Annotated in this window: 19 protein-coding genes; 11 read left to right on the top strand and 8 right to left on the bottom strand. The window is 72.2% G+C overall.

All coding sequences use genetic code 11. From position 1 onward, the window contains the following. Window positions 1-163: 163 nt before the first annotated feature. From ACFWE1_RS03125 to ACFWE1_RS03115, 3 genes are all read left to right on the top strand, one after another. Complete coding sequence (locus tag ACFWE1_RS03125) at window positions 164-1,660, top strand: glyceraldehyde-3-phosphate dehydrogenase (protein WP_376932075.1); 1,497 nt, start codon at window positions 164-166, stop codon at window positions 1,658-1,660. 26 nt (window positions 1,661-1,686) lie between these two features. After that, window positions 1,687-2,868, top strand: a complete 1,182-nt coding sequence (locus tag ACFWE1_RS03120) for a thiolase family protein (protein WP_376932074.1) — start codon at window positions 1,687-1,689, stop codon at window positions 2,866-2,868. Between the two features lie 67 nt (window positions 2,869-2,935). Continuing rightward, window positions 2,936-3,724, top strand: a complete 789-nt coding sequence (locus ACFWE1_RS03115) for an SDR family NAD(P)-dependent oxidoreductase (protein ID WP_376932073.1) — start codon at window positions 2,936-2,938, stop codon at window positions 3,722-3,724. Between the two features lie 74 nt (window positions 3,725-3,798). Here the strand turns inward: ACFWE1_RS03115 and ACFWE1_RS03110 are convergent, their stop codons facing one another. The 3 genes from ACFWE1_RS03110 to ACFWE1_RS03100 all read right to left on the bottom strand — a co-directional run bounded on the left by ACFWE1_RS03110 (window position 3,799) and on the right by ACFWE1_RS03100 (window position 6,421). Then, complete coding sequence (locus ACFWE1_RS03110) at window positions 3,799-4,776, bottom strand: permease prefix domain 1-containing protein (RefSeq protein ID WP_376932072.1); 978 nt, start codon at window positions 4,774-4,776, stop codon at window positions 3,799-3,801. Then, the gene (locus ACFWE1_RS03105) at window positions 4,773-5,111 is read right to left on the bottom strand and encodes a PadR family transcriptional regulator (protein WP_189084493.1); all 339 of its coding nucleotides are present in this window, start codon (window positions 5,109-5,111) and stop codon (window positions 4,773-4,775) included. Before ACFWE1_RS03105 ends, ACFWE1_RS03110 begins: the two co-directional genes overlap by 4 nt. A gap of 92 nt (window positions 5,112-5,203) precedes the next feature. After that, window positions 5,204-6,421, bottom strand: a complete 1,218-nt coding sequence (locus tag ACFWE1_RS03100; protein ID WP_376932071.1) for a winged helix-turn-helix domain-containing protein — start codon at window positions 6,419-6,421, stop codon at window positions 5,204-5,206. A 109-nt stretch (window positions 6,422-6,530) separates the two neighbouring features. On the opposite strand from ACFWE1_RS03100, the gene ACFWE1_RS03095 reads away from it, so the two are divergent. Together ACFWE1_RS03095 and ilvA are read left to right on the top strand one after the other, a co-directional pair. Beyond that, window positions 6,531-7,769, top strand: a complete 1,239-nt coding sequence (locus ACFWE1_RS03095) for an AI-2E family transporter (RefSeq protein ID WP_376932070.1) — start codon at window positions 6,531-6,533, stop codon at window positions 7,767-7,769. Continuing rightward, on the top strand, window positions 7,766-9,004 hold the full coding sequence (gene ilvA / locus ACFWE1_RS03090; RefSeq protein WP_376932069.1) for a threonine ammonia-lyase: 1,239 nt from the start codon (window positions 7,766-7,768) through the stop codon (window positions 9,002-9,004). The genes ACFWE1_RS03095 and ilvA overlap by 4 nt, the downstream gene beginning before the upstream one ends. Before the next feature lie 85 nt (window positions 9,005-9,089). Here ilvA and greA read toward each other — a convergent pair whose 3' ends face one another. Together greA and ACFWE1_RS03080 are read right to left on the bottom strand one after the other, a co-directional pair. After that, window positions 9,090-9,581: a transcription elongation factor GreA gene (gene greA / locus ACFWE1_RS03085; RefSeq protein WP_376932068.1), complete on the bottom strand. Its 492-nt coding sequence runs from the start codon at window positions 9,579-9,581 to the stop codon at window positions 9,090-9,092. 75 nt (window positions 9,582-9,656) lie between these two features. Further along, a complete protein-coding gene (locus ACFWE1_RS03080) occupies window positions 9,657-10,130 on the bottom strand; it encodes a DUF4307 domain-containing protein (RefSeq protein ID WP_376932067.1) in 474 nt (157 codons plus the stop codon). Between the two features lie 67 nt (window positions 10,131-10,197). Here ACFWE1_RS03080 and ACFWE1_RS03075 point away from each other — a divergent pair, with 67 nt between their 5' ends. Beyond that, a complete protein-coding gene (locus ACFWE1_RS03075) occupies window positions 10,198-10,494 on the top strand; it encodes a hypothetical protein (RefSeq protein WP_376932066.1) in 297 nt (98 codons plus the stop codon). A 16-nt stretch (window positions 10,495-10,510) separates the two neighbouring features. On the opposite strand, the gene ACFWE1_RS03070 is transcribed toward ACFWE1_RS03075, so the two are convergent. Continuing rightward, entirely contained in the window at window positions 10,511-11,317 is an 807-nt protein-coding gene (locus ACFWE1_RS03070; RefSeq protein WP_376932065.1) for a hemolysin III family protein, read from the bottom strand. 72 nt (window positions 11,318-11,389) lie between these two features. On the opposite strand from ACFWE1_RS03070, the gene ACFWE1_RS03065 reads away from it, so the two are divergent. The 3 genes from ACFWE1_RS03065 (at window position 11,390) to ACFWE1_RS03055 (ending at window position 15,048) form a co-directional block, all read left to right on the top strand. Beyond that, window positions 11,390-12,175, top strand: a complete 786-nt coding sequence (locus tag ACFWE1_RS03065; protein ID WP_376932064.1) for an isoprenyl transferase — start codon at window positions 11,390-11,392, stop codon at window positions 12,173-12,175. 87 nt (window positions 12,176-12,262) lie between these two features. Then, window positions 12,263-13,381 carry an aminotransferase class V-fold PLP-dependent enzyme gene (locus ACFWE1_RS03060; protein WP_376932063.1) on the top strand — a complete coding sequence of 373 codons (1,119 nt, stop codon included), beginning with the start codon at window positions 12,263-12,265 and terminating at the stop codon, window positions 13,379-13,381. A 284-nt stretch (window positions 13,382-13,665) separates the two neighbouring features. Then, window positions 13,666-15,048, top strand: a complete 1,383-nt coding sequence (locus ACFWE1_RS03055) for a PhoH family protein (protein WP_376932062.1) — start codon at window positions 13,666-13,668, stop codon at window positions 15,046-15,048. A gap of 140 nt (window positions 15,049-15,188) precedes the next feature. Here the strand turns inward: ACFWE1_RS03055 and ACFWE1_RS03050 are convergent, their stop codons facing one another. Further along, the gene (locus tag ACFWE1_RS03050) at window positions 15,189-15,812 is read right to left on the bottom strand and encodes a pyridoxamine 5'-phosphate oxidase family protein (RefSeq protein WP_376932061.1); all 624 of its coding nucleotides are present in this window, start codon (window positions 15,810-15,812) and stop codon (window positions 15,189-15,191) included. A 113-nt stretch (window positions 15,813-15,925) separates the two neighbouring features. Between ACFWE1_RS03050 and ACFWE1_RS03045 the strand changes: the two genes are divergently transcribed. After that, entirely contained in the window at window positions 15,926-16,264 is a 339-nt protein-coding gene (locus ACFWE1_RS03045; RefSeq protein WP_376932060.1) for a PadR family transcriptional regulator, read from the top strand. After that, window positions 16,261-17,373 carry a hypothetical protein gene (locus tag ACFWE1_RS03040; protein WP_376932059.1) on the top strand — a complete coding sequence of 371 codons (1,113 nt, stop codon included), beginning with the start codon at window positions 16,261-16,263 and terminating at the stop codon, window positions 17,371-17,373. The genes ACFWE1_RS03045 and ACFWE1_RS03040 overlap by 4 nt, the downstream gene beginning before the upstream one ends. Window positions 17,374-17,438: 65 nt before the next feature. On the opposite strand, the gene ACFWE1_RS03035 is transcribed toward ACFWE1_RS03040, so the two are convergent. Continuing rightward, window positions 17,439-18,854 (bottom strand): class II fumarate hydratase, encoded by a 1,416-nt coding sequence (locus ACFWE1_RS03035; protein ID WP_376932058.1) that lies wholly within the window; start codon window positions 18,852-18,854, stop codon window positions 17,439-17,441. Window positions 18,855-18,915 lie beyond the last annotated feature (61 nt).

Genomic DNA, 18,915 nt, shown 5'->3' with positions numbered 1-18,915 from the left:
CGCGAACTGAGCGACGCTCGACGCACGGTACACTGATGGCGGGCCGAGGTGCCGCCGCGTCCAGTCCTTCCCACTCCGCGGGTCCGTACAATCCCAGACACCCCCGTTTTCGAGTGCGGTCGACGCTGCCCACCTGTGCGCGCGCGGCCGAGAAGGACGCAACGTGAGCCACGAGTTCGAAGCCCGACGTCAGGACTGGATCGCCCGAGAGGAGCTCGCCGAGCGGATGATCCCGCTCATCGGCGGCCTCTACCGAGACCACGGCGTGGTCACGAGCATCCACGGCCGGCGGCTCATCAACCGCTCGGCCGTCGAGCTGCTGAAGGCGCACCGCTTCGCGCGCCAGGCCGGCGACGTCGAGCTCGACCTCGAGGACACCATGCGCGTGCTCGAGGCGCTCCGCGAGATCGCGCCCGGCCCGGCCTCGATCGACGTCGCGCGCCTCGTCAGCCGCTACGCCGAGTCCGCGGGCGAGCTCGACGACGCCGCCGCGCTCGCCGACTTCCTGCGCGCCGAGCTCGCGCCCGTCCTCGTCGACGTCGACGCGGCCCCGGCCTCGGGCACCGACGTCGTGCTCTACGGCTTCGGCCGCATCGGGCGCCTGCTCGCCCGCATCCTCATCGCCCACACGGGCGGCGGCCAGGGGCTGCGCCTGCGCGCCATCGTCGTCCGCCGCGGCAGCGACAACGACCTGCAGAAGCGCGCCAGCCTGCTGCGTCGCGACTCGGTGCACGGCCCCTTCCAGGGCACCATCGAGGTCGACGAGGAGGCGAACACGATCCTCGCGAACGGCACGCTCATCCAGGTCATCTACTCCGACGACCCCGCGTCGATCGACTACACCGCCTACGGCATCCGCGACGCGATCGTCGTCGACAACACCGGCCGCTGGCGCGACGAGGCCGGCCTCGAGCAGCACCTGCGCTCCACCGGGGTCTCCCGCGTGCTCCTCACCGCGCCCGGCAAGGGGGCCATCAAGAACATCGTGCACGGTATCAACCACGACGTCATCGAGCCCGGCGACCGCATCCTCTCCGCCGCCTCCTGCACGACGAACGCGATCACCCCGGTGCTCGCGGCCATCGACGAGGCGTACGGCGTCGTCCGCGGTCACGTCGAGACGGTGCACTCCTTCACGAACGACCAGAACCTCATCGACAACTTCCACAAGGGCGACCGCCGCGGGCGCTCGGCCGTGCTGAACATGGTCATCGCCGAGACGGGCGCCGCGAAGGCCGTGTCGAAGGCCCTCCCGCAGCTCGAGGGCAAGCTCACCGGGTCCGCCATCCGGGTGCCGACGCCCGACGTCTCGCTCGCCATCCTGAACCTGCAGCTCGAGCGGCCGACCGACAAGGCGACGCTGAACGGCTTCCTGCGGCAGACCTCGCTGACCTCGCCGCTGCGCCAGCAGATCGACTACATCGAGTCGCCCGAGGTCGTGTCGACCGACTTCGTCGGCTCGAACCGCGCCGGCATCGTCGACGGGCTCGCGACGATCGCCGACGGCACCGACGTCGTGCTCTACGTCTGGTACGACAACGAGTACGGCTACTCCTGCCAGGTCGTCCGCGTCATCGAGGCGATGGCCGGCAGCCACCCGATCGTGCTCCCCGAGCGCGTGCCGGTGGTCGTCGAGCGCGAGATCGCGCCGGTCTCCTGAGCGGGCTCGCGACGTAGGCTGAGGGAATGAGCACCGAAGCCGTCATCGTCGACGTCGTGCGCACTCCCGTCGGGCGGGGCAAGCCCGGCGGGATGCTCTCGGCCGTGCATCCCGTGGACCTCCTCGCGGGCGTCCTCGATGCGATCGTCGGGCGCAACGACCTCGATCCCGCGCTCGTCGACGACGTCATCGCCGGCTGCGTCAGCCAGCTCGGCGAGCAATCGATGAACCTCGCGCGCAGCGCGGTGCTGGCGGCGGGGTTCCCCGAGACGGTGCCGGCGACGACGATCGACCGGCAGTGCGGTTCGAGCCAGCAGGCGGTCGCCTTCGCGGCGCAGGCGGTGCTCGCCGGGCAGGCCGAGATCGTGATCGCGTGCGGCGTGGAGTCGATGAGCCGGGTGCCGCTCGGCTCCTCCCTGCAGGGGGCCGACCCGCACGGCGAGCGGCTGCGCGCCCGCTACCCGGACGGCCTGGTGAACCAGGGCGTGGCCGCCGAGCTCATCGCGGCGCGCTGGGACCTCGACCGGGAGCGCCTGGACGCCTATGCCGCGCGCTCCCACGAGCTCGCGGACGCAGCGGCCGAGTCCGGCGCCTTCGCCACGGAGCTCGTGCCGGTGCCGGGCGTCGACGGCCTGAGCGACGAGACCGTCCGCCCGGGCACCACCGTCGAGGGGCTCGCCGGGCTGCCGGCGGCGTTCCGCACCGAGGAGCTCGCCGCCCGCTTCCCCGAGCTCGACTGGCGCATCACCGCGGGCAGCTCCTCGCCGCTCAGCGACGGCGCCTCGGCCGCGCTCATCATGAGCAGGGCCGCCGCCGAACGCCTGGGGCTGCCTCCGCGCGCCCGCTTCCACGCCTCGGTCGTCGTCGGCAGCGACCCGATGACCATGCTCACCGGGGTCATCCCGGCGACGGCCCGCGTGCTCGAGCGAGCGGGGCTCGGTCACGACGACATCGACGCCTACGAGGTCAACGAGGCCTTCGCCTCGGTCCCGCTCGCCTGGCTCGCCGACACCGGCGCCGACCCGGCGAAGCTCAATCCGCGCGGGGGAGCGATCGCCCTCGGGCACGCGCTCGGCTCCTCGGGCACGCGCCTGCTCACGACGCTCGTGAACCAGCTCGAGGCGAGCGGCGGCCGTTACGGGCTGCAGACGATGTGCGAGGGCGGCGGGATGGCGAACGCCATGATCATCGAACGGACGGCGTCCTGAGCGGCGCACCCTCCGGGCGGCGGGCCTTCGCCGCCCGATCGGCATATGACGAAGGGAACACCCAGGAATGGAACTGACCGGCACCTCGGCGATCGTCACCGGCGGGGCCTCCGGCCTCGGCCGGGCCACCGCGCGGGCCCTCGTCGACGGCGGGGCGTCCGTCGTGCTCGTCGACCTGCCCGGGCCTCGCGGCGAGGAGGCGGCGGCCGAGCTCGGCGCCGCCGCCCGCTTCGTGGCCGCCGACGTCGCCGACGAGGCGCAGGTGCGGGCCGCGGTCGAGGCCGCGAGCGCGCTCGCCCCGCTGCGCGTGGCCGTGAACTGCGCGGGCATCGCCACCGGCAACCGCACGGTCGGCCGGGAGGGGCCCGCCCCGCTCGACGTGTTCGAGCGCACCATCCGCGTGAATCTCGTGGGCACCTTCAACGTGACCCGGCTCGCCGCCGCAGCGATGGCGGAGACCGAGCCGGTCTCCGCCGGCGTCGTGGGCGGGCCGGCCACCGCCGAACGCGGCGTCATCGTGAACACGGCGTCCGTCGCGGCCTTCGACGGGCAGATCGGGCAAGCCGCCTACTCGGCCTCGAAGGGCGGGGTCGCGGCGATGACGCTGCCGCTCGCCCGTGACCTCTCGAAGCTGCTCATCCGCGTCGTCACGATCGCGCCGGGCATCTTCGAGACGCCGATGATGGCGGGGATGTCGCAGGAGGTGCAGGACTCGCTCGCCGCGCAGGTGCCGCACCCCTCGCGGCTCGGCTCGCCCGCCGAGTACGCCGACCTCGTGCGCACGATCGTGCGCAACCCGATGCTGAACGGCGAGACGATCCGCCTCGACGGCGCCATCCGCATGCAGCCCAAGTAGGCACCCACCGACCCTCACCGACTTGCCCGACTTTCATGAAAGTCGGGCAAGTCGGTGTGGGTGGGCGGGGCCGCTCAGGCGGCGGTGCGGCGCGCCCGGCTCGCCCGCCAGGCTTTGACGACGCCGTCGACGACGTCGGCGATCGCCACGCCGACGACGGTCACGACCGCGACGGCGAGGACGATCGGCCCCGTGTCGCCCCAGGGCCAGCTCATCGCCGCGAGCGCGGCCGGGTTGAACAGCCGCCCCTCGAGGAGGAGCCACACTGCGGGCACCGTGAACGCGATGTTCAGCAGCGCGTTGACGCCGGCGAGCCACCAGGTCCAGCCGATCGCGTAGACAGCGACGGCGAAGAGGACCTCGAGCCCGATGAGGCCGATGAAGTAGGGCAGCCAGAAGCTCCAGAGGGCGGGGTCGAGCAGCGGCACCGACTCGAGCTGGGGCACCCAGGGCAGACCGAACTGCTGCCAGACGAGGAATCCTGCGAACACGAGCAGGAAGAACACGGAGGCGATCAGGTCGGCGAGCCGCGAGGTGCGTGCGGGCTCGACGCTCGCGGGCAGCTGGTCGAGCGTCCACCGTGCGTCGATGCCGCGCTTTCCCTCGGGGGCGGGTGAGCGTTCCAGCAGGGCGAAGACGAGGGTCGTCCAGAACCCGAGGTGCACGACGACCGAGAGCGAGACGACGACCGCCGAGCCGATGACGTCGCCGATCGGCGCGCCGGAGATCGCCTTGCCGAGCGCGACCCCGAGGGCGGAGATCGGCACGACGATGGCGAGGAGCAGCTTCAGCAGCCGCCACCAGACGAGGTAGTAGCGCGGCCCGATGAGCTGCAGCGGCCGGTCGACGTAGCCGGCGGCCAGGGCGACCGGATCGCCGAGCTCGGTGAGCACGATGCGCTCGGCCTCTTCGGGCGAGGAGCCCTGCTCGAGCAGGGCGTCGGTCTCGTCGCCGATGCGCTCGCGCAGCTCCCGCTCGAGCTCGCGGCGCTGGGCCTCGGGCACACTGCGGGCGGCCGCCCAGACGTAGCGGTCGGTCAGCGTGGCGGTCATGAGTCGTCTCCCGTCAGGCGCGAGAGCGCCGCGTCGATGAGTTTCCAGTCGCCGGTGAGCGTCTCGGCGAGACGCTCACCCGCGGGGCTCGTGCGGTAGAACTTGCGGGGCCGCGCCTCGTCGGTGTTCCACTCGCTCGTGAGCAGTCCCTGCTTCTCGAGCCGGCGCAACAGGGGATAGAGGGTGTTCGCGTCGACCGTGATGCCGAGCGCGTTCAGCGACTCGAGCAGCGCGTAGCCGTAGTCGGCCGTGCGCAGACGGATCAGGCAGGCGAGCACGACGGTGCCGCGGCGCAGCTCCTGGAGATGGCCGGCGGTGAGATCGTCTGTGCTCATGGCTCACACGATACTGTGTGGCGCACACTATTGCAAGACGCACGATGGCGTGCGTGAGCGCGGCAGGATGCCCGCTCCCACGACGGACCGGCTCAGGCCAGGCGCAGCTCCGCCTCGATCGCGGGGGAGAGGTCGCCGCGGCCCGTGACCTCGACGTCGTCGAGCCCCTGCCAGGCCGCGGCGCGGCGCAGCACCGGCACGAGCCTCGCCGCCGTGTCCGCGGGCGCGCCGGGCTCGGCCCACGCGGACTGCACGCGCAGCACGGCGGCTTGCCGGTCGCTCTTCAAGTCGACCCGGCCGACGATGCGATCGTCGACGAGCAGCGGCAGACTGTAGTACCCGAACACGCGCTGCGGCTCGGGAGTGTAGATCTCGATGCGGTAGTGGAAGTCGAACATGCGCTCGGTGCGCGGCCGGAACCACACCACCGGATCGAAGGGCGAGAGCAGCGCGGTCGCCTCGACCCGCCGCGGGCGGCGGGCGTCGCGGTGCAGCCAGCTCGGCGTCGGCTTCGAACCGGTGCGCCAACCGGGCACCTCGACGGGCAGGAGCACCCCAGCCGCTTCGAGCTCGCCGATCGCGCGCCGGACCGGCGCACGCTTCATGCGCCAGTAGTCGGCGAGATCGGCCTCGGTGCCGATGCCGAGGGCGGATGCCGCCAGCTCAACCAGCTCGCGGACGGATTCAGGCTCGGGCGGCGCCGAGTCGATCAGCTCGGCGGGCAGCGCCTGCTCGGGCAGCGCGTAGACCCGCTCGAAGCGGCGCCGTTCGATGCAGACGACGTCACCGGTGCGGAACATCATCTCGAGCGTGCGCTTGACGTCGGACCAGCCCCACCACGGGCCGCGCCGCTCGTTCGCGTCGTGCTCGATCTCGCTCGCCCGCAGCGGGCCCTTCGCCGCGAGTTCGGAGCGCAGCCAGCCGGCGAGGCCCCGGTCGTCGGCGACCCAACCGCCCCAGTCCTCGCCGCGGTCGCGGTACTCCGCCCGGCGGAACTCGAAGAGCGGCCAGAGCCGCCGCGGGATGAACGCCGCCTGGTGCGCCCAGTACTCGACGGTGCGCCCGCGCCGGCCGTAGGTGAGCCGGTCGAGCGCCCCGCGATCGTAGTGGCCGAGGCGGCTGAAGGCGGGGAGGTAGTGACTGCGCTCGAACACGTTGACCGAGTCGATCTGCAGCAGGCCGAGCCGCTCGAGCACGCCGCCGACCGCCCGGGTGCCGGCGGCCTCGCCTGGTTCGAACGCGGGCTTGCCGATGCCCTGCGCGGCGAGCGCGATGCGTCGGGCGAGCGCGGGGCTGACGGTGTCGACCATGTCGCGAGGCTAGCGGGCGCCGCCGACATCCACCCGCGCTGCGCATCGTCCGGCGGCCCGGTCGAGCTCGCATGCCGGCGCCGGAATGGGCCGCATTTAGACTGGAGCGATGGAGGACTCGAAGGGGCGGGCTCGAGGCAGGTTCCTGCGACGGTCGCGATCGGCTGACGCGGAGGCGACGAGGCACGAGGCTCCCGACGAACGCGACGCCCGGGAGGGCGTGCCCTACGGCATGCGGCTCGCCGCGGCCTGGTCCTGGCGGCTGCTGCTCGTCGGCGGCGTCGTCGCGGTCGTGGTCTTCCTCGTCATCCAGCTCCGGCTCATCGTCATCCCGCTGCTCGTCGCCGTGCTCCTCTCGGCCCTGCTCGTGCCGTTCAGCCAGTTCCTGCAGCGGCACCGCTGGCCCAAGTGGCTCTCCGTGACGACGGCGATGGTGGCGATGCTCGCCGTCGTCGGAGGTCTGCTGACGCTCGGCATCTGGCAGATCGCCCGTGGCTCCGACGAGCTCGCCGCGCAGTCGCTCACCGCCTGGGAGGACCTCAAGGTCTGGCTGCTCGAGGGGCCCTTCCACATCACCGAGGCGCAGCTGAACGACTGGGTCGGTCAGGCCGTCACGGCGATCCAGGAGGACTCGGGCGTGCTGTGGAGCGGCGCGCTCTCGGTCGGCTCGAGCTTCGGCCACTTCCTCGCGGGCATGCTGCTCGCCCTGTTCGCGACGCTGTTCATCCTCATCGACGGGCGCGGCATCTGGCGCTGGATCGTGGGCATCTTCCCCCGTCGCGGCCGTGCCGCCATCGACGGCGCCGGCCGCGCGGGCTGGACCACGCTGCAGAACTTCGTGAAGGTGCAGATCCTCGTCGCGACCATCGACGCGGTCGGCATCGGCCTCGGCGCGCTCCTGCTCGGCGTCCCGCTCGCGATCCCGATCGCGGTGCTCGTCTTCCTCGGGTCCTTCATCCCGATCGTCGGCGCCGTGGCCACTGGCGCCCTCGCCGTCTTCGTCGCTCTGGTGTACAACGGCTGGGTCGTCGCGCTCATCATGCTCGGCGTCGTGCTCCTCGTGCAGCAGGTCGAGGGGCACGTGCTCCAGCCGCTCATCATGGGCACCGCCGTCAAGGTGCACCCGCTCGGCGTCGTGATTGCGGTCGCGACGGGCTCGCTCCTCGCCGGCATCCCCGGTGCGCTGTTCGCAGTGCCGATCGCCGCCGTCGCCAACGTCATGATCGTCTACATCGCGAAGGGCGACTGGCGGCGCGGCAGCCCGCCCGTCGACTCCGACGCGAGCTCCCCCCTCTGGCGCACCGTCCCGCAGCGTCCCGGCTTCCAACGAGGAGAACCCACCCCGTGACCATCACCTTCCCCGGCCCCGGGCTCGCCGACTTCGAGCGCGCCCGCGAGATCGTGGCCCGCGTCGCCCGCGAGACGCCCATGGAGTCCTCCCGCTACCTCGCCCGCGTGATCGGCGCGCCCGTGCACCTGAAGTGCGAGAACCTGCAGCGTACCGGCTCCTACAAGCTCCGCGGCGCCTACCACCGCATGTCGAGCCTGAGCCCGGAGGAGCGCGAGCGCGGCGTCGTCGCGTCGTCCGCCGGCAACCACGCGCAGGGGGTCGCCTTCGCCGCCCGCGAGCTCGGTATCAAGGCCACCATCTTCATGCCCGTCGGCGTCGCGCTGCCGAAGCTCGAGGCGACCCGCGCGTACGGCGCCGACGTCATGCTCGCCGGCGCCTCCTTCGGCGAGACCCAGCAGGCCTCGATCGAGTACGCCGAGCGCACCGGCGCGGTGCTCATCCCGCCCTTCGACCACCCCGATGTCGTCGCGGGGCAGGGCACGCTCGGGCTCGAGATCCTCGACCAGGTGCCCGACGCGGCGACCATCGTCGTGCCGATCGGCGGCGGCGGCCTCGCCGCCGGCATCGCGAGCGCGGCGAAGCAGAAGGCCGCCGCCGAGGGCCGGACCATCCGCGTCATCGGCGTGCAGGCGGCAAACGCGGCGCCCTACCCCGTCTCGATCGACGCGGGGGAGCCGGTGCAGGTGCCCGTGCTGCCCACGATCGCCGACGGCATCGCCGTGTACCGGCCGGGCGAGCTGAACTTCCGCATCATCCGCGAGGCCGTCGACGAGGTCGTCACCGTCGGCGAGGACGACATCGCCCGCGCCCTGCTGGTGCTGCTCGAGCGCGCGAAGCTCGTCGTGGAGCCGGCCGGCGCGGTCTCGGTGGCCGCGCTCCTCACCGGAGCGGTGCAGTCCGAGGGACCCGTCGTGGCCATGCTCTCGGGTGGCAACATCGACCCGCTCCTCATGCAGCGGGTCATCTCGCACGGTCTCGCCGCCTCGGGCCGCTACCTCACGGTGCGCGTCGGCCTGCCCGACCGCCCCGGGCAGCTCCTCCGCATCGCGGAGCTGCTCGCCGGCTCGCACGCCAACGTCGTCGAGGTGCTGCACACCCGGCACGGCCGGGGCCTGCAGATCTCCGAGGTCGAGATCGACATCTCGGTCGAGACGCGCGGCCCCGAGCACCGCACGCAGGTCGTCGAGGTGCTCCGCAGCGCGGGCTACGCCCCCGTCGTCCTCGACGACTGACGAACGGGCCTCGGCGCGAGCGCCGCAGACGCAGGATGCCCCGGGCGATTCGCCCGGGGCATCCCTCGTTCGTCGACTGGGTCGGCTACTCGCCGCCCCAGGTCTCGACGCGCACGATCTCGACCGCGATCTCGCGGCCGTTCGGCGCCTCGTAGCTGGTCTTCTCGCCGACCTTCAGGCCGAGGATGGCGGCGCCGAGCGGGGACTGCTCGCTGAACACGTCGAGCTCGGAGTCGCCCGCGATCTCGCGGCTGCCGATCAGGAACGTCTCCTCGTCGCCGGCGATGACGGCCGTGATGACGGTGCCGGACTCGACGATGCCCTTGGACGCGGGGGCCTCGCCCACCTGTGCGTGCTTCAGCAGCTCGGCGAGCTGGCGGATGCGCGCCTCCTGCTTGCCCTGCTCGTCCTTGGCGGCGTGGTAGCCGCCGTTCTCCTTGAGGTCGCCCTCTTCACGAGCGGCCTCGATGCGCTTGGCGATCTCCTCGCGACCGTGCGTGGAGAGGTGCTCGAGCTCGCCGGCGAGCCGGTCGTAGGCCTCCTGGGTCAGCCAGGTGACGGTGGCGTCCTGCGCCATGGTGCACACTCCTGTTCGGAACTGCGTCCGGAATAGACGTGTCGCCCCGGCGGATGCCGGAGCGAATCTCCAATGTTAGGTGAGCCAGCACCGGTTGATCAAACCGGTGTTCGCCTCCTGCGCGGTGCGGACGGTCTCCGTGAACTCGCGGATCGGCTTGTCCGAGGCGGGGATCTCGACGACCTTCCACCCGACGACCGTGAAGTCCTCGTTGAACGCCTGCACGATGCACGCGGTCTCATTGCCCGCGGGGACCGAGAGCTGCCAGGTCACCTCGACGGCCCGCTCCTCGGGCAGCAGCACGTGCCCGAGGTCGGTCGCCTGGATCTGCGGCTTGCTGCCGTCGAGCCCGGCCCACACGACCCAGGCGACGAGCACGATCGCGACGACGGCGCCCCCGAGCACGAGCAGCAGGCGGTCGCGCGAGCGGTTGCGCTTCGTGCGCCCGTAGCGGGCCTCGATCGCCTCGGAGGGCGCCGCGGGGGTGTCGGCATCGGCGGGCGACCGTTCGTCGCTCGGCGCGGATGCCGCGGCGTCGGCAGGGCTCACTCGGGCTCCTTCGAGGTGGATCGACTAGGCTGCATCCAGCCTAACGCCGCCCCCTGAAGGGATCCCGATGTTCCTGTCCTCCGCCGTTTCCGCGCTCTCCGCCGCCGTCGTCGCGGCAGAGAAGGAGGAGTTCGACCCGAACACGGTGACGCCCGGTGTCATGGGCTTCGTCGTCACGTTCCTCGTGATGATCGCGGTGCTGCTGCTGATCCTCGACATGACCCGTCGCATCCGCCGTACGAACTACCGCGCGCAGGTGCAGGAGCAGCTCGACGCCGAGGAGCGCGCCGAGGCCGAGGGCGCCGCCGACGGCCCCGCCGCGCCGGCGGATCCCGCCGAGCCCGGCGCCACGAAGCGCGACTGACCGCGCGACCGCCGAGTCAGCCCGCGTTGTAGGCGGGGGCGAGTGCGATCAGTAGCGTCGCGGTCCAGTGGCACATGAAGGCCAGCACCGTGCACACGTGGAAGATCTCGTGGAAGCCGAAGTGCCCGGGCCACGGGTTCGGCCGCTTCACGCCGTAGACGACGGCGCCGATCGTGTAGAGCACGCCGCCGACGATCACGAGCACCATCATCGCGACGTTCGCGGCGAGCAGGTCGCCGAGGTACATGACCGCGGCCCAGCCGAGCAGCAGGTAGAGCGGCACGTAGAGCCAGCGCGGCGCCGTGATCCAGAAGACGCGGAAGCCGATGCCGAGCAGGGCGCCGCTCCAGACGATCGCGAGCAGCACGAAGCCCTTCTCGGGCGGCAGCGCGAGCACCGCGAGCGGCGTGTAGGTGCCTGCGATCAGCAGGAAGATGTTCGCGTGGTCGATGCGCTTCAGGATGACCTTGGTGCGCGGCTTCCAGTTGAAGCGGTGGTAGAGCGCCGAGTTGCCGAACAGCAGCATCGAGGTGAGCATGAACACCGCCGAGGCCCACTTCGCCGGGGCGCCGTGGGCGAGCGTGATGAGCACGATGCCCGCGGCGATGGTGACCGGGAAAGTGCCCGCGTGGATCCAGCCGCGCCAGCTCGGCTTCAGCTCGGCCGGGTTGGCGAGCGAGGCGTCGAGCAGCGGGATGTTCGGCAGTTCGGGGCCGCGGCCCTCGTCGCGGGCGACGGCGGCCTCCGAGGCGTCGAGCTCGGCGAGCGGGTGCTCGAGCCGCTCGGCGACGTCTTCGGGCTCGCGCGCGTCGGTGGGGGTCATGAGCCAAGCGTAGGGCGTCGCCCATCACGATCCGCTGTGAGTGTCGGCGCCGGGTGGGGGTAGCGTAGTCGGGTGCAGAACAGCGATCGGTCCCTTGGTCGCGGTCTCCTCTACCGGATGTATCAACGGCGCCTGCAGCGGGGCCTCGGTCCCGGGTCGGTGCCGCGGCACGTCGCGATGATCATCGACGGCAACCGGCGCTGGGCGAAGCAGCTCGGCTACGACACCGCCGCGCACGGGCACCGGGCCGGCGCGGCGAAGATGCGCGAGTTCCTGGAGTGGTGCGACGATCTCGGCATCCGCGTCGTCACCCTCTATCTGCTCTCGAGCGACAACCTCAGCAACCGCGCCCCTGACGAGCTGGCCGACCTCATCGAGATCATCGCGGAGCTCGCCGAGGAGCTCAGCCACTACCGGGACTGGCGGGTGCAGCACGTCGGCAGCGACGCCGGCCTCCCGGGGCCGCTCGTGGCGGCGCTCGACGCCGCCGAGCACCGCACCGCCGACAAGCGCGGTCTGCACGTGAACCTCGCCGTCGGCTACGGCGGGCGCACCGAGATCACGGATGCGATGCGGGCCATCGTCGCCGCGCACCACGCCGAGGGCCGCAGCCTCGAGGACCTGGCCGAGCGGCTCACGCCCGACCTCATCGGCGAGCACCTCTACACGGGCGGCCAGCCGGATCCCGACCTCGTGATCCGCACCTCGGGCGAGCAGCGGCTCAGCGACTTCATGCTCTGGCAGTCGGCGCACAGCGAGTTCTACTTCGTCGAGGCACTCGGACCCGATCTGCGCAAGGTCGACTTCCTCCGCGCCCTCCGCGACTACGCCAAGCGGCACCGGCGCTTCGGCGGCTGAACCGCCGCCGAGCCGTCCGGGCGGTCGGTACGAGCGCTGTTCGCCCTCCGAGCGCTATCCTCAGTGCTGGACTTGCGGAAGGGGCCCATGAGCATCGAGGAATACGCCGCCGGATTCACGGAGGAGCCGGGCTATCTCGACTACGGTCGAGTCGGTCCGATCGCCTCCGTCGCGGCGGAGGAGACGCTGGCGCTCGCGCAGGTGCTCGGCCGCGCCAGGCACGGCAGCCTCGACGTCATGCGCGAGCAGGACGCCCGGCTCCGCGGCGCGGCATCCGCGCTCCTCGGGCTGCCGAGTGAGCAGATCGTGGCGCAGCCGAACACGACGCAGGGCCTCATGCACGCCATGTTCGGGCTCACGGGCGGCGTGCTGCTCTCGGCGGGCGAGTTCCCGAGCCTGCCCATCGCGGCCGTGCGCGCCCAGGAGGCGCTGCACGCGATCACGCCGGTATGGCTCGAGACCGACCACGGCAAGGTCACCCCGGCGCGCATCCGCGAGCAGCTCGACCCGAGCGTGAAGGCCGTCGCGGTCAGCCTCGTCGACTCCCGCACCGGCTACCTGTGCGATCTCGAGGGCATCCGCCAGGTCATCGGCGATCGGCTCCTGATCGTCGACGCGATCCAGGGCTTCGGCGTCGTGGACGCGCCGTGGGCGCTCGCCGACGTCGTCGCGACCGGCGGCCAGAAGTGGTGCCGCGCGGGCTGGGGCACGGGCTTGCTCGCGCTCAGCGAGCGCGCGCTGGACCGGCTGACGCCCGTCTTCTCCGGCTTCACCGGCACGGAGGAGGACGAGCCCTGGGGCGAGGTGCCGCCGCCGGCGTCATCGGCCCGGGCGTTCCGGGTGACGAATCCGGACCCGATCGCGCAGGCCCGCTTCGCGGTCGTGCTCGAGCAGCTGGCCCGGGTCGGCGTGCCGCAGGTGAACGCGGCGATCGCGGAGCGCGTGAGCCGGGTGATCGAGCTCGCCGACGAGTTCGCCATCGCCGTGGCCTCGTCCCGCGACGAGCACGAGCGCGCCGGCATCGTCGTGCTCGAGCCGCCGGCCGAGCAGGCGACGATCCTCTCCGCCTCGCTGCACAACCACGGCGTGACGGCGACGAGCCGGCAGGGGCGGGTGCGGCTGAGCGTGCACGCGGCCACCACCGAGGAGACCCTCGGCATGCTGCGCGACGCGCTCGTCTCCTACGCCACCGCCGCCAGCTACTGACCCCCCGGCAACACAACTCAGGAACATGTGGCGGATATGGGCCACGTGCCGTCGCGGCATCCCCGGACCGCTGCGGACGCCGGTCGGAAGCGTCCTGAGTTGTCGAGGACGGGAGGCAGGTGAACGCCGGATATCCGCCCGCGTGTCGCTTCCAGGGTTCCCGCCAAACGGTCGTAGCTTCGCCTCAACGGGTAAATCACCCGTTCGAGTCGGCTCGTGACCGCTCGTAGGAGGATCGCCGGCCGGCGCGTGATCCGGGCGAAATGCTCGGGGCGGGAGCGGTTGTGGCGTCATCGGTTACTCCTGAATCGGTCGGTCGTTCCGCTGGGCGTGCGAAGGCGCGCGACGCGGAGGCGGAGCACGAGAAGCTCGCGCAGGCCGAGCGCACGTACGTCCTCGACACCTCGGTGCTGCTGAGCGATCCGCGAGCGCTGTTCAACTTCCACGAACACGCGGTGGTGCTGCCGGTGGTGGTCATCACCGAGCTCGAGGCGAAGCGCAACGACCCCGAGATCGGCTACTTCGCGCGGCAGTCGCTGCGGCTGCTCGACGAGCTGCGGATCGAGCACGAGCGGCTCGACTTCCCGATCCCGGTCGGCGAGGGCGGGTCGCTGCGCGTCGAGCTGAACCACTCGAACCCCTCGGTGCTGCCGAGCGGGCTGCAGCTCGGCGACAACGACTCCCGCATCCTCGCCTGCGCGGCGAACCTGCAGGCCGACGGTGTGCCGGTGACGGTCGTCTCGAAGGACCTGCCGCTGCGCGTCAAGGCCGCCTCGATCGGCCTCGACGCGCAGGAGTACCGGCACGAGCTCGCCATCGACTCCGGCTGGACCGGCATGGCCGAGATCACGCTCGGCTCGAACGACATGGCCCGGCTGTACGAGCGCGAGACGCTCACGACGAGCACGGTGGAGGGGATGCCGATCAACACCGGTCTCGTGCTGCACTCGGACCGCGGCTCGGCGCTCGGCCGGGTCGTGGGGGAGCGGGAGGTGCGGCTCGTGCGCGGCGACCGCGAGGTGTTCGGCGTGCACGGTCGTTCGGCGGAGCAGCGGCTCGCGATCGACCTGCTGCTCGACTCGGAGGTCGGCATCCTCTCGCTCGGCGGACGAGCGGGCACCGGCAAATCGGCGCTCGCACTCTGCGCGGGGCTCGAGGCGGTGCTCGAGCGCCAGCAGCACAAGAAGATCATGGTGTTCCGCCCGCTCTACGCGGTCGGCGGCCAGGAGCTCGGCTACCTGCCCGGCGATCAGGGCGAGAAGATGAACCCCTGGGGGCAGGCGGTGTTCGACACCCTCGGCGCCCTTGTCTCGCAGAACGTGCTCGACGAGGTCGTCGACCGGGGCATCCTCGAGGTGCTGCCGCTCACCCACATCCGCGGTCGTTCGCTGCACGACGCCTTCGTGATCGTCGACGAGGCGCAGTCCCTCGAACGCAACGTGCTGCTCACGGTGCTCAGCCGGATCGGGCAGAACTCGCGGGTCGTCATGACGCACGACGTCGCCCAGCGGGACAACCTGCGGGTCGGCCGGCACGACGGCGTGGCTTCGGTGATCGAGACGCTCAAGGGGCATCCGCTGTTCGGCCACATCACGCTCACCCGCAGCGAGCGCAGCGCGATCGCGGCACTCGTCTCGGAGATGCTCGACGGCACCGAGCTCGCCTAATCGGAGCCGCAGCCCGGGGCGTCGGCTCCGGGCTGCGGCCGCTCGAGACCGGGCCGCGGGCGGAGGAGATCCGTGCCCGGGGAGGACGATCGGGCACGAGTCATCCTCCCTGCGTGCGAATCTCCTCCGCCGAGGGCGCGTCAGTACATGCGCTCGGCGTAGCTCGGCCCGTAGTACTCCTCGAGCGCGGCGACGGACTCCTCGGGCCGTTCGAGCGCCTGCGCAATGACGGCGCGCCGGGGCGCGGCGTCGGGGGTCCAACTGTCCGCGTCCCAGGTCTTCGAGCGGAGGAAGGCCTTCGAGCAGTGGAAGAACACCTGCTCGAGGGTCACCTCGAGCACGAGCCGCGGCACGTGGCCGCGGACGGTCATCCGCTCCGCGTAGGGGACGTCGCGGAGGAGGCGGGCGCGACCGTTCACCCGCAGCGTGTCGCCGCGCCCAGGGATGACGAAGACGAGCCCGACGTTCGGGTTCTCGAGCACGTTGTGGAAGCCGTCCGCGCGGCGGTTGCCCGGACGCTCCGGGATCGCGATCGTCGTGTCGTCGAGGACGAGCGCGAAGCCGGCCGGGTCGCCTTTCGGTGAGACGTCGGCGGCGCCCGAGGCATCCGCCGTCGCGATGAAGCAGAGCGGGGATGCCGCGAGGAAGGCCCGGTCGATCTCGTGCAGTCGCGTGCGCTCCTTCGCCTTCGCGGCCGGGAGCGGGATGCCGATGAGGTCCTCGAGCTCGGCGCGGTCGGTGACGGGGATGCCTCCGTGGTCCATGGTTCCACGCTACTCCCGCCCGCCGCTCGAGCCGTTCGCTCCGTGCACCAGCCGAAACACGCCCGGAATCAGCGGGTGTTGCGCGGCTATCTCGATATAGCTAGGTTCGAGGCATGACGTCTCCCCGCATCACCGACGCCACCGCCGACGTGCTCGAAGCGCTCGTCGACGCCGCCGATCCGATCTGGGGCCTCGCCCTCGTGAAGCGCTCCGGCCGGCCCGCGGGCACCGTCTACCCGCTGCTCGAACGGCTCGAGCGCGCCGGCTGGCTCGAGTCGGAGTGGGAGCTCGACGCCGACCGGCCCGGACCCAGACGGCGGCTCTACACCCTGACCGCGGCCGGGCGCGAGGCCGCCGCACCCGCCATCGCCCATCGGATCGCGCGCCGGCGCGCCGCGGCCGCGCACTCGCGGTCGGGCCTCGCGCCCGTCGCAGTCGGAGGCAACGCGTGAGCGCCGAGCGGTGGATCGGCGGTGCCGTCCTGCTGCTGCCCGGAGCGCTCCGTCCGCGGTTCCGCGAGGAGTGGCTCGGCTCGCTCCGCGACGCCCCGGAGCTCGGCGTTGCCCGCGCCGCGATCGTGCGCGGTGCCTACGCGACGGCGCTCGGCGCCCCGCGCTCCCCGGCCGCGTTCGGCCTCACGCCGGGGGAGCTGGGCTTCCGCCGGCTGCGCTGGGCCGCGGCCTGGTTCGCGACGGCGCTCGTGCTGCTGAACGGCGGATGGCTCATCCCGGGCGAGGCGCTGCCGGGGACGTTCGCCGGACTCGTCTCCATCGGCCTCGGCGGGCTCGCCGTCGTCGCACTGGTGTTCGGCGCGATCGCGGCGAGCGTCGGGCTGCGGACCCTGCTGCCCGTGCCGCGGCCGCTCGTCGCCTGGCTGCTCGCGATCGGGATCGCGGTCGCCGGGGCATCCGTGCTCGCCGTCGTGCTGGCGCTCTTCGCGCTCAGCTTCGCACTCATGCTCGGCCTCGTCGCCGGGCTCGGCGTCGCCGCGGTGGCGCTCGCCTGGCCGATCGCGCGCGACCCGGCCCTGCGGCGCACGACGCCGGGGATCCCGGCGCGGCTCGGCACCCGGCTCTCGGCGCTCCTCGCCGCCCTGACGCTCACCGCCGCCCTGGTCGTCGCGGTGCTGCACCTCCTCGTGTGGAACCCGATGGCGAAGGTGCCGGGCCTCGAGCTCGGCGCGATCTACGCGGAACTCGAGGCCCGGGGCGAGATGCCCGCGGCGGGCGTCGGCTTCGCCCTCGTCTGGGCCGCGTCCTGGCTCCCGCTCGTACTCCTCTTCCTCGCCGTGGCCGTGGTCGGTCCCCGCGGCATCCTGCGGAACCTCGACGAACGCCGAGTGGCGCGCACCGCGCTCACCGGGCTGGCGTTCCTCGGCTTCGGGGTGTTCGTGGCCGGCTTCAGCCTCGGCATGTCGCTCGCCGACGCGTTCATGATCTCGGGCGGCGACGCCGCGCTCAGCGGTGCGCTGCTCACCGCCGTGGCGACGGTGGCGGGGATCGCCGCGTGCCTCCGGATCATCCCGCACACGACGGCTCCCGCCGAGGCGCCCGCCGCCTGAGACGGGGCCCGGAACGACGGATGCCCCGTGCCGACGAGCGGCACGGGGCATCCGAGTGCTGGACGTTACTTCGCCTGCGGCGGGCGCGTCATGGAGAGCAGGTCGAGAGCCTCGTCGAGCTGGGCCTCGCTCAGCTCGCCGCGCTCCACGTAGCCGAGGTCGATGACGGCCTCGCGCACCGTGATGCCCTTGGCCACCGAGTGCTTCGCGATCTTCGCCGCGGCCTCGTAGCCGATGAGCTTGTTGAGCGGGGTCACGATCGAGGGCGACATGCCGGCGAGGGCGGTCGCGCGCTCGGTGTTCGCCTGCAGGCCGTCGACGGTCTTGTCGGCGAGCACGCGCACCGAGTTCGAGAGCAGTCGGATCGACTCGAGCAGCGCGGTGCCCATCACCGGGATCTGCACGTTGAGCTCGAACGAGCCCGAGGCGCCGCCCCACGCGACGGTCGCGTCGTTGCCGATGACCCGCGCGCAGACCATGAGCACGGCCTCCGGCACGACGGGGTTCACCTTGCCCGGCATGATCGAGGAGCCCGGCTGCAGGTCGGGGATGTGCAGCTCGCCGAGGCCGGTGTTCGGGCCCGAGCCCATCCAGCGCAGGTCGTTGCAGATCTTGGTGAGGCTCACCGCGATGGTGCGCAGCGCGCCCGAGGCGTCGACGAGGCCGTCGCGGTTCGCCTGCGCCTCGAAGTGGTCGGCGGCCTCCGTGATCGGCAGCTCGGTCTCCTGCTGGAGGAGCTCGATGACGAGCTGCGGGAAGCCCGCGGGGGTGTTGATGCCCGTGCCGACGGCGGTGCCGCCGAGCGGGACCTCCGCGACGCGGGGGAGCGCCGTGCGCACGCGCTCGATGCCGAGCCGGATCTGGCGCGCGTAGCCGCCGAACTCCTGGCCGAGGGTCACCGGGGTGGCGTCCATCAGGTGCGTGCGGCCGGCCTTCACGACCCCGGCCCACTCGGCGGCCTTCGCCTCGAGGGACACGGCGAGGTGGTCGAGCGAGGGGATGAGCTCGTCGATGAGCGCGGCCGTGACGGCGATGTGCACCGAGGTCGGGAACACGTCGTTCGAGGACTGCGAGGCGTTGATGTGGTCGTTCGGGTGCACCGGGCGGCCGAGCTTCTCGGTCGCGAGCGTGGCGAGCACCTCGTTCATGTTCATGTTCGAGCTCGTGCCCGAGCCGGTCTGGTACACGTCGACCGGGAAGTGCTCGACGAAGCCGTGGCGGCCCGCGATGACCTCGTCGGCGGCCGCGACGATCGCGTCGGCGAGGTCCTGCTCGAGCACGCCGAGCTTCGCGTTGGCCTGGGCGGCCGACTTCTTGATGCGGGCGAGCGCGGCGATCTGCGCGGGCTCGAGGCCGCTGCCGGAGATCGGGAAGTTCTCGACGGCGCGCTGCGTCTGGGCGCGATACAGGGCCTTCGCGGGGACCCTCACCTCACCCATCGTGTCGTGCTCGATGCGGTAGTCGGCGGCGTTGTCCACCACGATGTGTTTCCCTTTCGATCGGCGATGCCGGACGCTCCGGCGGGGCCCGGCTGGCGGCTGG

It is taken from the genome of Agromyces sp. NPDC060279 (assembly GCF_042726785.1).
Classification (GTDB): domain Bacteria; phylum Actinomycetota; class Actinomycetes; order Actinomycetales; family Microbacteriaceae; genus Agromyces.
Note: the sequence above shows the minus strand (reverse complement) of the source record. Positions and strands in the feature narration are given on the sequence as shown.

Bases quoted from the DNA above. Each gene is read 5' to 3' on its own strand.
- ACFWE1_RS03120 (WP_376932074.1), top strand. From the start codon at position 1,687: ATGAGCACCGAAGCCGTCATCGTCGACGTCGTGCGCACTCCCGTCGGG.
- ACFWE1_RS03115 (WP_376932073.1), top strand. From the start codon at position 2,936: ATGGAACTGACCGGCACCTCGGCGATCGTCACCGGCGGGGCCTCCGGC.
- ACFWE1_RS03110 (WP_376932072.1), bottom strand. From the start codon at position 4,776: ATGACCGCCACGCTGACCGACCGCTACGTCTGGGCGGCCGCCCGCAGT.
- ACFWE1_RS03105 (WP_189084493.1), bottom strand. From the start codon at position 5,111: ATGAGCACAGACGATCTCACCGCCGGCCATCTCCAGGAGCTGCGCCGC.
- ACFWE1_RS03100 (WP_376932071.1), bottom strand. From the start codon at position 6,421: ATGGTCGACACCGTCAGCCCCGCGCTCGCCCGACGCATCGCGCTCGCC.
- ACFWE1_RS03095 (WP_376932070.1), top strand. From the start codon at position 6,531: ATGGAGGACTCGAAGGGGCGGGCTCGAGGCAGGTTCCTGCGACGGTCG.
- greA (WP_376932068.1), bottom strand. From the start codon at position 9,581: ATGGCGCAGGACGCCACCGTCACCTGGCTGACCCAGGAGGCCTACGAC.
- ACFWE1_RS03075 (WP_376932066.1), top strand. From the start codon at position 10,198: ATGTTCCTGTCCTCCGCCGTTTCCGCGCTCTCCGCCGCCGTCGTCGCG.
- ACFWE1_RS03070 (WP_376932065.1), bottom strand. From the start codon at position 11,317: ATGACCCCCACCGACGCGCGCGAGCCCGAAGACGTCGCCGAGCGGCTC.
- ACFWE1_RS03060 (WP_376932063.1), top strand. From the start codon at position 12,263: ATGAGCATCGAGGAATACGCCGCCGGATTCACGGAGGAGCCGGGCTAT.
- ACFWE1_RS03050 (WP_376932061.1), bottom strand. From the start codon at position 15,812: ATGGACCACGGAGGCATCCCCGTCACCGACCGCGCCGAGCTCGAGGAC.
- ACFWE1_RS03045 (WP_376932060.1), top strand. From the start codon at position 15,926: ATGACGTCTCCCCGCATCACCGACGCCACCGCCGACGTGCTCGAAGCG.